Annotated in this window: 7 protein-coding genes and 1 tRNA gene; 7 read left to right on the top strand and 1 reads right to left on the bottom strand. The window is 72.8% G+C overall.

What is annotated here, in order from left to right:
• Positions 1-81: 81 nt before the first annotated feature.
• The 5 genes from tmk to SSP29_RS08630 all read left to right on the top strand — a co-directional run bounded on the left by tmk (position 82) and on the right by SSP29_RS08630 (position 9,489).
• A complete protein-coding gene (gene tmk, locus SSP29_RS08650; protein WP_089099965.1) occupies positions 82-3,417 on the top strand; it encodes a dTMP kinase in 3,336 nt (1,111 codons plus the stop codon).
• 210 nt (positions 3,418-3,627) lie between these two features.
• Entirely contained in the window at positions 3,628-4,833 is a 1,206-nt protein-coding gene (locus SSP29_RS08645) for a DNA polymerase III subunit delta' (protein WP_089099964.1), read from the top strand.
• Positions 4,834-4,996: 163 nt separating this feature from the next.
• Entirely contained in the window at positions 4,997-6,607 is a 1,611-nt protein-coding gene (locus SSP29_RS08640) for an alpha/beta hydrolase (protein WP_089099963.1), read from the top strand.
• Between the two features lie 107 nt (positions 6,608-6,714).
• Positions 6,715-6,791 (top strand) — tRNA-Thr (locus SSP29_RS08635).
• An 805-nt stretch (positions 6,792-7,596) separates the two neighbouring features.
• Positions 7,597-9,489: a carboxyl transferase domain-containing protein gene (locus SSP29_RS08630; RefSeq protein ID WP_167449885.1), complete on the top strand. Its 1,893-nt coding sequence runs from the start codon at positions 7,597-7,599 to the stop codon at positions 9,487-9,489.
• On the opposite strand, the gene SSP29_RS08625 is transcribed toward SSP29_RS08630, so the two are convergent.
• Positions 9,443-10,726 (bottom strand): cytochrome P450 family protein, encoded by a 1,284-nt coding sequence (locus SSP29_RS08625; RefSeq protein ID WP_089099961.1) that lies wholly within the window; start codon positions 10,724-10,726, stop codon positions 9,443-9,445. The genes SSP29_RS08630 and SSP29_RS08625 overlap by 47 nt on opposite strands.
• Positions 10,727-10,909: 183 nt before the next feature.
• Between SSP29_RS08625 and SSP29_RS08620 the strand changes: the two genes are divergently transcribed.
• Both SSP29_RS08620 and SSP29_RS08615 read left to right on the top strand, forming a co-directional pair.
• Positions 10,910-12,679 carry a polyketide synthase gene (locus SSP29_RS08620; protein WP_167449884.1) on the top strand — a complete coding sequence of 590 codons (1,770 nt, stop codon included), beginning with the start codon at positions 10,910-10,912 and terminating at the stop codon, positions 12,677-12,679.
• A 38-nt stretch (positions 12,680-12,717) separates the two neighbouring features.
• Positions 12,718-12,987, top strand: coding sequence for an acyl carrier protein (locus tag SSP29_RS08615; RefSeq protein WP_089099959.1), 270 nt, complete (start codon positions 12,718-12,720; stop codon positions 12,985-12,987).
• Positions 12,988-13,011: the final 24 nt, after the last annotated feature.

Below are 13,011 nucleotides of genomic sequence, written 5' to 3'. Positions count from 1 at the left end.
CCGGCATCAACTTGGTGTCGGGGCGTGTGTACCTGTGGACGGTCGCGCCAGGCTGTCCGTGGCTGCCGATAGGCTGAAAGCATGACGCGAGCCGAGCAGCCAACGGCCCCCCAGACAGATCCGGACGACGCGCTGGTAGCGGATTCCCGCGAGCGCGCCGTTCGCTCGCTGCTGCGCCGACCCGAGCTCAGGCGCTTGTGGAGCGCCCAGCTCGTCAGCGGTATCGGCGACAGCCTGGCATTGCTGGTGCTTGTCGTGCTCACGCTCCAGGCGGCCGTCGCCCAGAGTTCGTTCGGCGGCGGTTACCGCGGTGCGGCGCTCGCGGTGGCGGTCGTCTTCGGGGTGCGCATTCTCGCCACTCTGCTGTTCGGCGCGGTCCTGCTGGGCCCGCTCACCACGCTGACCGGGCAGGACGGCCCGCTCGACCGCCGCTGGACCATGGTCGGCGCCGACGGTCTGCGCACCGTCCTGCTGATCATCGCGCCCCTGTGGATCGACTGGACGCCGGCGAACGCACTGACGCTCCTCCTGGTGACCGCCTTCGTCATCGGAGTCGCCGAGCGCTTCTGGACCGTCTGCCGGGAGAGCGCGGCCCCCGCGCTGCTGCCCGCCCCGCCCCCGGAGGGCGCGACGGTACGACCGCTGCCCGACCACCTGGACGCCCTGCGCCGCCTGTCGCTGCGGACGACGTTCCTGGCGATCCCGCTCGCGGCCGCCGCCCTGGTCGTCGCGTCGCTGGTCAACAACCTGCTGGGCACGGGCATCGCCTGGTTCGCCCAGCACCAGGCGGCCCTCGGGTCGTACGTGGCGGCGGGCCTGTTCGCCGCGTCCCTCTCGGTGCTGGTCTACCTGGAGGTGCCCGGCACCCGCACCCCCCGCGCGCGGTCCCCGCTGGAGGGCCTGCGCCGCCCCAAGACCGCCGCCGGCACCGACACGGGCCGCACCGGCGTCATCCCGCTCCTGGTGCTGGCCTGCGCCGCGGTCGCGGGGGCGATCTCCGCCGCCGTCGCCGTCGCCGTACTGCACGCCAGGGAACTGCACGGCGGCCCGGTGCTCTACGGCCTGCTGGTGCTCTCCCTGACCGGCGGGGTCGCCGTCGGCATCCGTACGGCGCCCTCGCTGCTCCCGACGCTCTCCCGCCGCCGGCTGCTGTCGCTCGCGATCGCCTTCACCGGCATCGCGCTGCTGGCCGCAGGGCTGGTGCCGGACGTCACCACCGTGCTGCTGATCGTCGCGCTGGCCGGCATCGGCGCGGGCGTGGCCGCCAACACCGGGCACACCCTGCTCGACCAGGAGACCGAGGAATTCCGCCGGACGCGGACCACCGAGCACCTGCACGCGGTGGTCCGGGTCGCCATAGCGCTCGGCGCGATCGTCGCACCCCTGGTGGCCGCGCTGATCGGGCCGCACCGGCTGGAGAACGGCAAGTTCGTCTTCGCGCACGGCGGCGCCGCCTTCACGCTGATGCTGGTCGGCGCGCTGCTGCTGCCGGTGGCCGCGCTGGTGCTCGCCAAGGTCGACGACCGCGCGGGCGTACCGCTCCGCCACGACCTGCGGGACGCGCTGCTCGGCGGTGACGACCCGGCGCAGGCACCCACGGCGAACGGTTTCTTCATCGCCCTGGAGGGTGGCGACGGCGCCGGGAAGTCCACCCAGGCCGAGGCCCTCGCCGAGTGGATCCGAGCCAAGGGCCACGAGGTCGTCCTCACCCGCGAGCCCGGCGCCACCCCGGTCGGCAAGCGGCTGCGCTCGATCCTCCTCGACGTCTCGTCCGCCGGTCTGTCGCACCGCGCGGAGGCGCTGCTGTACGCCGCCGACCGCGCGGAGCACGTCGACACCGTCGTCCGGCCCGCCCTGGAGCGCGGCGCGATCGTCATCTCCGACCGGTACATCGACTCCTCCGTCGCCTACCAGGGCGCGGGCCGCGACCTGTCCCCGACCGAGGTCGCCCGGATCAACCGCTGGGCGACCGCCGGACTCGTCCCGCATCTGACCGTCCTGCTGGACGTGGTGCCGGAGACCGCCCGCGAGCGGTTCACCGAGGCGCCCGACCGGCTGGAGTCGGAGCCCGCCGAGTTCCACGCGCGCGTGCGGGCCGGTTTCCTGACCCTGGCCGCCTCCGACCCCGGCCGCTACCTGGTGGTCGACGCCGGCCAGGAGCCCGAGGCCGTCACCACCGTCATCCGGGCCCGGCTCGACACCGTGCTGCCGCTCTCCGAGGCCGAGATCAAGGCCGCCGAGGAGGCGCGCAAGAAGGCCGAGGAGGAGGCCCGCCGCAAGGCCGAGGAGGAGGCCGCGCGCAAGGCCGAGGAGGAGCGCCTGGAGCGCGAGCGCCAGGAGCAGCTCGCCAAGCTGCGCGCCGAGGAGGAGGAGCGCAAGCGCCGCGAGCTGGAGGAGGCGCAGCGCCGCGAGGCCGAACGGCAGGCGGAGGAGGCCCGGCTGCGGGCTGAGGAGGCGCGTAAACGGGCCGAGGAGGAGCAGGCCCGGCTGCTCGCCGAGGAGAAGGCCCGCGCGGAGGCCGAGGCCCGCCGCAAGGCCGAGGAGGAACAGCGCCGCAAGCAGGCCGAGGAGGAGGCCCGGCTGCGGGCCGAGGCCGAGGAACGGCGCCTGGAGAAGCAGCGCAAGGCCGAGGAGGCTCTCCTCAAGGCCGAGCAGGCGCGGCGCGCCGCGGCGGAGGCGGCGGCAGCGGCCGACGTGGCCGCCCAGCAGTCCGCCGCACGGCAGCCGACGGCTCCCGGCGTCACACCGGAGGCGATGACTGTGCCGACGCCGGTGGTGAGGCCGGAGGCCGGGCGAGGGGAGCCGGAGGCCGGGCGGGGGGAGCCGGAGGCCGGGCGGGGGGAGCCGGAGGCCGGGGCCGACGAGACGAAGGTGCTGCGCCCGGTGCGGGACGAGCGGGCGTCCGCGGCCCGGGAGTCCGACGCCGAGGTGACGGCGGAGCTTCCGCAGCCGCCGGTGCAGCCCGCCGGGGCGGCCGACGAGACGGCGGTGCTGCGGCCGGTGACGCCGGGCGCGGCGGACGAGACGGCGGTGCTGCCTCCCGTGGGCGCGGCCGACGAGACGGCCGTCCTGCCGCCGGTGCCGTCCGGTGCCGCCGACGAGACCGCCGTACTGCCTCCCGTGCGCGGCGAGGCCGCCGCTCCCGACGATGCCCCGGCGGACCGGATGCCGCCCGGGTTTTTCCGGGACGAGCGGGCGGGCGGGGACCCCGACGGCTCCGAGGGCCGTACTCGCGAGCTGCCGCAGGTCGACACTGACACCGGCGGCCCGGCCCGGCGGCAGCGGCCCCGGCCCGACTGGGCCGAGGAGACCCCGCTGGACGACCTGCCGTCGCTGGCGGACGAGCTGCTGGGGTCGTACGAGGAGCCGGATCACGACGACGAGCGGGGCCGCCGGGGCCGCGGCCGGCGCGGCTGAGTCTCCGGGTGCGGGGGCGGTGCGGGTCGGGGACGCCGGCCGGTGCCGCCCCCGTTGCCGTGGGCGGGCGGGAGACGAGACAACCGGCCGCGGACCGCGTTGTCAGTGGGCACCCGCACAATGGACTCCGGACCACGGAACCGGTGGACTCCGGACCACGGAAGCGGTGGGCTCCGGACCGGTGTGTATGACGAAAGGGCGGCGTGACCCATGACCGTGTGGGACGACCTCGTCGGGCAGGAGCGGGTGAGTGAGGTGCTCACCGCCGCCGCCCGGGATGCCGACGCCCTCGTCACCGCCGCCGCGACCGGCGGGCCGCCGCCGGAGTCGTCGAAGATGACGCACGCCTGGCTGTTCACCGGCCCGCCCGGCGCCGGCCGCAACCAGACGGCGCGGGCCTTCGCCGCCGCCCTGCAGTGCGTGAGCCCGGACCGTGCCCTGGGCGGCGTCCCCGGCTGCGGCTTCTGCGACGGCTGCCACACCGCGCTGGTCGGTACCCACGCGGACGTCACCACCGTCGCTGCCGTCGGCGCCGAGATCCTGGTCAGGGACATGCGCGACACGGTCCGCAAGTCGTACACGTCCCCGGCGACGGGCCGCTGGCAGATCATCCTGGTCGAGGACGCGGAGCGGCTGAACGAGAAGTCGGCCAACGCCGTCCTCAAGGCCGTGGAGGAGCCCGCCCCCCGCACGGTCTGGCTGCTCTGCGCGCCCTCCCTGGAGGATGTGCTGCCCACGATCCGCTCCCGTTGCCGCCACCTGAACCTGAGCACGCCCTCGGTGGAGGCGGTTGCCGACATGCTCGTCCGGCGCGAGGGCATCGAGCCCCAGGTGGCCGCGGCCGCCGCCCGTGCCACCCAGGGGCACGTCGACCGGGCCCGCAGGCTGGCCACCGACCCGGCCGCCCGCGAGCGCCGCGCGGCCGTGCTGAAGCTGCCGTTGCGGCTGGACGAGGTCGGCGCGTGCCTGAAGGCGGCCCAGGAGCTGGTGGACGCGGCGGCGGAGGACGCCAAACAGCTCGCCGAGGAGATGGACGGCAAGGAGACCGAGGACCTGAAGGCGGCACTCGGCGCGGCCCAGGGCGGTCGGCTGCCGCGCGGCACGGCGGGCGTGATGAAGGACCTGGAGGACATGCAGAAGCGCCGTCGGACCCGGACCCAGCGCGACAGCCTCGACGTCGCCCTCACCGACCTCACCGGCTTCTACCGCGACGTCCTCGCCCTCCAGCTGGGTTCCAGGGTCGCGATCGCCAACGCGGACGCCGAGGACGTCCTGGAGCGGCTGGCCAGGGCCGGCTCGCCCGAGGCCACGCTGCGCCGGATCGAGGCGATCGCCGCCTGCCGGGAGGCCCTGGACCGCAATGTGGCGCCGCTGCTGGCGGTGGAGGCGATGACGATGGAGCTCAGAGCGGGCTGACGACGACACCCGGGGTGCCCGTGTGGCGGGGCGGGGTGATCTCCGTACGACGCCGTGGGGGAGACCATCTGCCGCAGGTGCACGGCGTTGACCGGGGTCACCCGTACGAGCCACAGTCACCACGCACGGCACGGAGATCATTTCTCCGCGTTACGCTCGATTGATGCACATCAGGCGAATCCCCCGCCAGACCCGAAATCGGCCCCGGACCCACACCCGGACCATGGCGGCCGCCCTGCTCTCGGCCGCCGCCCTGCTCGTCTCCGGGTGCTCCTCCTCGGGCAGTGCGTCGACGTCGGCGGCCACGTCGGCCGGCACCGCCCAGCTGGCCGCGCTGCCCCGCTCGACGCCGTCCGTGCTGGCGCCGTACTACGACCAGAAGCTCACCTGGCGCGACTGCGGGGTCCCCGGTTTCCAGTGCGCGACGATGAAGGCCCCGCTGGACTACGCCAGGCCCGGCGCGGGTGACGTCCGGCTGGCGGTCGCCCGGAAGAAGGCGACCGGCAAGGCGAAGCCGCTCGGTTCGCTGTTGGTCAACCCGGGCGGACCGGGCGGCTCGGCGGTGGACTACCTCCAGCAGTACGCGGGCATCGGCTACCCGGCCGAGGTGCGGGCGCGCTACGACATGGTCGCCGTGGACCCGCGCGGAGTCGCCCGCAGCGAGCCCGTCGAGTGCCTGAACGGGCCGCAGATGGACAGGTTCACCGAGACCGACATGACCCCCGACGACCAGAAGGAGACGAACCAGCTGGTCGGCGAGTACAAGACGTTCGCGGAGGCCTGCGGGACGCATTCGGCGCAGCTGCTGCGCCATGTCTCCACCGTGGATTCGGCGCGGGACATGGACATCCTGCGCGGGGTGCTCGGCGACCCGAAGCTGAACTACGTGGGGGCGTCGTACGGCACGTTCCTCGGCGCGACCTACGCGGGCCTGTTCCCGGAGCGGGTCGGCCGGATGGTCCTGGACGGTGCGATGGACCCGTCCCTGTCCGCGCGTGAGCTGAACCTCCAGCAGACGGCCGGGTTCGAGACGGCGTTCCAGTCCTTCTCCAAGGACTGCGCGAAGCGCACCGACTGTCCGCTCGGCGCCAAGGGCAGCACGCCGACGCAGATCGCCGACAACCTGCGGACGTTCTTCCTGAAGCTGGACGCGCACCCCGTCCCGACCGGCGACCCGGACGGCCGCAAGCTGACCGAGTCCCTCGCGACGACCGGCGTGATCGCGGCGATGTACGACCAGGCGGAGTGGGAGCAGCTGCGCGACGCCCTGCGCACGGCGATGAAGGACAACGACGGGGCGGGTCTGCTCGCCCTCTCCGACAGCTACTACGAGCGGGACGCCGACGGCCGCTACTCGAACCTGATGTTCGCCAACGCCGCGGTGAACTGCCTGGACCTGCCGCCCGCCTTCACCAGCCCCGAGCAGGTCGAGAAGGCACTGCCCGAGTTCGAGAAGGCGTCCCCGGTGTTCGGCCCGAACCTGGCGTGGGCGTCGCTGAACTGCGCGTACTGGCCGGTGAGGGCGACGGGGGAGCCGCACCGGATCAAGGCGCAGGGCGCCGCCCCCATCGTCGTGGTCGGCACCACCCGCGACCCCGCGACCCCCTACCCCTGGGCCCGGTCCCTGGCCCACCAGCTCTCCTCGGCCCGCCTCCTCACCTACGTCGGCGACGGCCACACCGCCTACGGCCGGGGCAGCACCTGCATCGACTCGGCGATCGACACCTACCTCCTCGACGGCACCCCACCGGCGGACGGAAAGCGCTGCTCATAGCCCCTGCGGCACGCCCCGGAGCCCCCGCTCCGGGGCGTGTACGGAGCACCCCCGGAAACTGTGTAGACTTACCGACGTCGCTGATCGCACCATAGTGCGGGCGACGCGCCGCTTTAGCTCAGATGGCCAGAGCAACGCACTCGTAATGCGTAGGTCTCGGGTTCGAATCCCGAAAGCGGCTCCAGAAGGCTCCAGGTCAGATCGTCTCTGACCTGGAGCTTCTTTGTTTCAAGATCTTGTGTGGTGTAGACCTGCCGGCTTTCGCCTCATGCGCGAGCCCGACGGCCAGGGACCGGCGTCCGGGAGTGGCGAGGACTTTCAGCGGGGCTCTCTCCCGTGCCCGGTTGCGTGGGTCGGCCTTCGCCTCCGTCGACCCGACCGGTATCGGAAAACCCGCCACCAGTAATCTCAACTGGGGCGCCGGCGACACCCTGGACAATTTCGTGCGCACCCCGGCTGACACCGGTCGGACAAAACGGCATCTACAGCGACAGTGGCGGCACCGCCGACGGCATCGCCGATTCCAGCTGCTGCTGCACCTGGCAAAACGCATCCCACCTCGAAGTCCCCGGCCCGTTTTCTCAGAGCCTGGCCCTTCGGTCCCGGATGGTCGAATTGCTTGCCCCTCGACGCGAGTTGTGCGGGGATCATTTCTTTGTCTTGAATCGCCTGTGCGGAACTTTCCTGTTGGTGCAGTGGGGCTGCCTGTTCGCGCAGGTCCCACTGCCCCCGATCGCCTGCCTGTTCCGCCGGGACTAGCCTGCCGGGACCGATGGAGCGGGACGTGGCAGCCGTCATTGCTTTCGCACAGCAAATTGAAATGATTTCGGGATGACTCCTTAACGCCCATGACTTCTGATGGCCTTCTCGTTGTACCGATCAATCTGCTCCGGTAGAACGTCAGACAGCAGCCTCCAATACTGAGCGGAGTTGTCGATGCGTAATCAGGCAATGGGCCAGTTATGCGAACACCTGGTGTCCGGTGCCCGGTGAAACTCCTCGTGCTGGGTTCGCTGGGTGTGGAACTGTCGGACGGCGATGTCGTCCATGTGCGGGGCCTGCAGGCCACGCTCATCGCGGAGTTGTTCGCCGCGGAATCCATGGTCGTCTCCACCGACCGGCTCGCGGATGCGCTCTACGGTGAGGACATCCCGCGCCAGCCGCTGAGGGCCGTCCACGCCCATATGACGCGGCTGCGCCGGGCGTTACGGCAGTGGGAGCCCGAAGGGCCCGGCGCGGAGCGCCTGTTGGCCAAGGCGACGGGGTACGTCCTGAAGGTCTCGCCCCTGGAGTCGGACGCCGGACAGTTCCTGGCCGAGCTGGCGCGGGTGCGAACGCTGGAACCCGCGGATGCCGGTGCCGCCATGGAGATCCTCGAACCCGCCCTGGGCCTGTGGCGTGGCCCGGTGCTTGAGGGCACGTCGACGGGCACGGGGGGCGGCCGTCTGGTCACGCGGCTGGAGGCGGCCCGGCGGGAGGCGGCCGAGCGGCTGGCCTCGGTCCGGCTGGCCCTCGGGCACCACACGCGGGTCATCACGGACCTGCAGGACCTGCTCCTGGAGAACCCCTACGACGAGTCTCTCGCCCGTCTCCTGGCGACGGCGTTGTACCGGTCGGGCAGGCCGCACGAGGCCCAGCGGGTGGAACAGCGCATCCGAAGGGCGCTGCGTGACGATCTCGGCGTCGGCTCGGGCACGGTTCCGCCCCCCGCACGCCCCGGTGGCCGCGGTCGCGTTCAGCGGCACCTGTCCTCGACCCGGCTGCTGGAGTTGATCGTCGACGGTGAACCACCCGTGTGTCTGAGGAGCCCGTCCCCGCCACGGACGTCCGGACCGTCGGCCCCCGTCGCGGGTATCTACCGCGTCGGCGGCTTTCCTGTGGCCGTGTTCCGCGACACGTACCCCGAGCACTCGCCCGATGTCCAAAGTGTTCTGCGGACGCTGGAGTACGCGCGAAAGGCCTGCCTGCCGGTGGCCCTCCTCGTCGGGGAGCCCGGTCGCCACCCCGCCGTCGACTCCGAGATCCCCGCGCACCGGGTGACGCTGTTGCGCTCCCTCGTGCAACTGCGAGGTGTGGTGCCCCGGGTGGTGATCTCGTTCGACGACGCGGTGATACGTTCCCTCGGCGCGGCGGCACTGGGGGACGCCTTCGTCCTCGTACGGCCGGACCGTCCGGGCGGAGCCGACGGGCATCCGGCGGCCGAGATCGAGGCGACGAGCGTGGTCGAGGCGGCGGCCAGCGCGCGTGAGCTGCTGGACTATCTGACCCGGCAGTGGGCTCCCGCGTCGCCGCCCCGTACCGCGATCGAGCACTTCAGGGCCGACGGGGCGCCTGTCGACATGCGTGGGGTCATCGCCGGGATCGCCGACGGAGGCGACTGGCTCGAACTCATGGCCGAGCGCGGTCCGAGTGCCCTGACGGGTCTGGCCCGTATCGAGGGCAAGCGGGTCGGCGTCATCGCGAACAACCCCGTGGTGGGCGACGGCGCGCTCACTCCGCAGGCGGCGAGCAAGGGGCGGCGGATGGTCGACCTCTGCGCGCTGTGGAACATCCCCCTGCTGGTTCTGGTCGACACTCCGCAGGTGCCGGGCACCGGTACGTCCGGTGTCTGGCACTCGCCGGCAGTGGCGGGCGCGGAGCTGCTGAACGCCTTCCTGGAGGCTCGGGTGCCACGTGTCACCGTGCTCGTGGGCCGGGCCGAGGGCTGGCCGCGGCTGGTCATGGGGGCGCGGGAGTCCGGCGCGGACGCCGTCTACGCCTGGCCGCGGGCCCGGACCGACCTCGCGGACGGGGCGCTGGACGGTGTCATCGCTCCCCAGGCCACACGAGCGGTGGTCAGTACGCTCCTCGCGGCCTGCCTGGACCGGCGGGCGGGTGCCTGATCGTCAAGCGGTCCGCCGCATCACGGGGCCCCAGCCGCACGGGCAGGGACGCCGGGCCGCGCAGGGCGGACGGGCGCCAGGGCACCTCGGCGGGGCTGCAGGCCAGTTCCAGGTGCGGATGCCGCTGAAGGAGTGTGGAGAGGACCACCTGGAGTTCGAGCCTGGCCAGGGGTGCGCCCAGGCAGTAGTGGGGGCCGTGCCCGAAGGCCAGGTGGGGGTTGTCCCGGCGGGCGACGTCCAGTCGGTCGGGCTCGGGGAAGCGGCGGGGGTCGTGGTTGGCCGACGAGACCCCCACGAAGACCAGGTCGCCTCGGGGAATGGTCACGTCGGCGAGGGTGATGTCCTCGGCCGCGTACCGGATGAGCCCGAGCGTCACGGGGCTCTCGAACCTCAGCAGTTCGTCGACCGCCGAGGGGATCAGGTCGGGTGACTCGACGAGCCGGGCCAGTTGTCCGGGGTGACGCAGGAGCAGCAGCAGTCCGGAGCCGATCATCTGGGTGGTGGTCTCGGCGCCGCCGGCGAACAACACCCCCGCCATCGACGTCAGTTCGGTGTCGGTGAGCCGCCCCTCGTCGTCGTGGGCGGAGATCAGGGCGCTGAGCAGTCCGTCGTCGGGCTTGTGCCGCTTCTCCTCGATCATGCGGGAGAGATACGTCCACACCGCGTCGCGTGCCTTGTCCACCCGGGCCGCCACCTCCGGGTCCACCGGCAGCTCGGTCAGTACCGAGACGAAGGGGCCCAGGTGGGCGGCGTCCTGCTCGCTCAGCCCCAGGAGGCGGCAGATCACCATGGTCGGCAGCGGCTCCGCCAGGACGGACACCAGGTCGGCCGTCCCGTCCGGCGGGAGCGGGGCCAGCAGCTTGCGGACCGTCTCCTCGATGTAGGGGGCGAGGGCGGCCACCCGGCGGGGGGTGAACTCCCGGGCCACCATCCGGCGCAGCCGGGTGTGCTCCGGCGGGTCCATGACGAGCATGGTCTCGGGGAGGCAGTCGGCGAACCGGAACTTGAACCGGTCCAGCCGGCAGCGCAGTTCGGGGCCGGCGTGGCGGTCCTCCACGCTCAGGCGTGGGTCTCCGGCCAGGCGCTGGGCGTCCTCGTGGCGTGTGATGAGCCAGCCCTCACCCGCGAAGGCCGTCCGGATCCGGACCACGCGGCCGACCTCGCGCAGTCTCCCGAAGTACGGGTACGGGTCGAGGTACTGGTTCAGGGTCCTGCCCCTCGACGGCTTGTCCGGCACCGTTCCTCCAACTGCAGACGTGTACCGGGGTCCGCCCGGCCGCGGACAGCCAGCTTGCGGGGCCGCCGTGACGGTCCGGTGACAGCCCGCATATGCCGGGTCCGGCGACCGGGGGCAGCTGTCGCAGCCATGTCACACGGCGTCTCTAGCGTGGCGAACCCCGAGCTTCACGAGGAGGTCCGTATGAACGCCGAGCCGCACGTCCCCGAACCCGTCGCCGTCATCGGGCTGTCCTGCCGTACCGCAGGAGCCGACGACGCCCAGTCGCTGTGGCAGTTGCTGCGGGCCGAGCGGCGGCTCATCGGTCCGGTGCCCGAGCAGCGGGTGCCGTCCGTCGACGCGGGGCCCGTCGACGCGCGGCCGATGCAGGCGGCGCTGCTCGATGACGTCGCCGGCTTCGACGCGGCCTTCTTCGGTGTCTCCCGGCGCATGGCCGCCTGGATGGACCCGCACCAGCGCCTGCTCCTCGAACTGACCTGGCACGCCCTGGAGAACGCGGCCATCGCACCGGACCGGCTGCGCGGCGAACCGGTGGCGGTGTTCGCCGCGGCCCCCATGGCCGACTACCGGGAGCGCATGATCCGGGCGGACGTCGTGGACAGCGCCGCATTCCCCGGCACCCTGATCACGTTCACCGCCAACCGGATCTCGTACCAGTTCGACTGGACCGGCCCGAGCTACGCCGTCGACTCCGCCTGCTCCTCCGGCCTCTCGGTACTGGCCCCGGCCGTGCAGGGGCTGCGCGCAGGTGAGTTCTCCCTGGCCGCCGTGATGGCCGCCAACATCACCTGCAACGGCTTCTACACCAGCAGCGCCTATCAGGCGGGCGCGCTCTCCCCGACCGGCGACTCCGTCCCGTTCAGCACCCGACGCGACGGCTATGTGCGAGGCGAGGGCGGTGCCTGTCTCCTGCTCAGGCGTCTCGCCGACGCGCGGCGGGACGGCGATCCGGTGTACGCGGTGATCCGCGGTGTCGGCGTCGGTCACAACGGCAGGGCCGGCGGCCTGACCGGCAGCGACGCCCCGGCGCAGACCCAGCTGTTCCTGCGCACGGCCCGCGCGGCGGGAGTCCCGCTCTCCTCCGTCGGTTACGTCGAGGCCCACGGCACCGGTACCGGAGGCGACCTCGCGGAGGCCGCGGCCGTGACCGAGGCCCTCCGCACGGCACTTGAGATGCCGCAGGCCCAAGTGGCCGGACCCGAGGGAAAGTTGTGGATCGGCTCGGTCAAGTCGAACATCGGGCACCTGGAGGCCGCCGCGGGGCTGCTCGGCATCGTCAAGGCGGTGCTCATCCTGCGGCACGGGCTCATCCCGCCGATCGCGGGTCTCGACCGGCCCGACCCCGCCCTGTCGTTCGGCGACCTGCCGGTCGCCCTCGCCGACCGTCCGGTCGCCTGGCCGCGCGGTGCGGAGGTCCGCCGTATCGGGGTGAACTCCTTCGGCGTGGGCGGCGCGTTGGCACACGCCATCGTCGAGGAGGCGCCCGAGGAGACGGTCGGCGCGCCGACGTGGACCGGTACCGGCCCGCTGGCCGTCCCCCTGTCCGCCATGAACCGGACGGGCCTGTCCGCCCTGGCCGCAGACCTGCTACGGACCGTGCGCGGGCCGCGGCCGCCCGATCTGGCCGCCCTCGCGTGGACGACCCAGACGGGCCGGGCCGGCCTGCGGGAACGACGGGTCCTGGTGGCCGCCGGCCTCACCGGGCTGGCGGAGGCGCTGGCAGCCGTGGCGGCGGAGCAGCCGCACGGACAGGTGGCGGCGACGGACCGCAAGGACGCGCTCGGGCACCTGCCCACGCCCATGGCCCACACCGCCGGCGACTGGCTCGACGGACTCCCCGCCGACTGGGCCAAGCACTGGCCGCACCCCCGGCCACACTGCCCGGACCTGCCCGGATACCCGTTCCAGCGCAGCCCGCACTGGTTCGACGCCCACGGCCCGGCAGCCCGCTGACCATCGTGACAACCGCTCACCACGACAGGAGAACTCCCATGTCCCAGACCGTTACCGCCGACGAGGTCCGTGAGGTACTGCGCACGCATCTGGCGGAAGTCCTCTACTGCGAGCCCGAGGAGATCGGCGACGACACCGCCTTCCAGGACCTGGGCCTGGACTCCGTGCTCGGTGCCGAGGTCACGGCGGTGATCAACTCCCGCTACGGCCTGGCGGAGAAGGTCGAGGCGCTCTACCAGAACCCCACCCTCGCCGAGCTCGCCGAGCACGTGGCGCAGTGCGCCGGCCTGCCGCAGGGCGCGCGCTGACCCGGCCGCCCCGGCACTCGGCAG

The organism is Streptomyces hyaluromycini, from assembly GCF_002217755.1.
Lineage (GTDB): Bacteria > Actinomycetota > Actinomycetes > Streptomycetales > Streptomycetaceae > Streptomyces > Streptomyces hyaluromycini.
The sequence above is the reverse complement of the archived record's forward strand: the minus strand, read 5'-3'. Positions and strand labels throughout refer to the sequence as shown.

Bases quoted from the DNA above. Each gene is read 5' to 3' on its own strand.
- tmk (WP_089099965.1), top strand. From the start codon at position 82: ATGACGCGAGCCGAGCAGCCAACGGCCCCCCAGACAGATCCGGACGAC.
- SSP29_RS08645 (WP_089099964.1), top strand. From the start codon at position 3,628: ATGACCGTGTGGGACGACCTCGTCGGGCAGGAGCGGGTGAGTGAGGTG.
- SSP29_RS08640 (WP_089099963.1), top strand. From the start codon at position 4,997: ATGCACATCAGGCGAATCCCCCGCCAGACCCGAAATCGGCCCCGGACC.
- SSP29_RS08620 (WP_167449884.1), top strand. From the start codon at position 10,910: ATGAACGCCGAGCCGCACGTCCCCGAACCCGTCGCCGTCATCGGGCTG.
- SSP29_RS08615 (WP_089099959.1), top strand. From the start codon at position 12,718: ATGTCCCAGACCGTTACCGCCGACGAGGTCCGTGAGGTACTGCGCACG.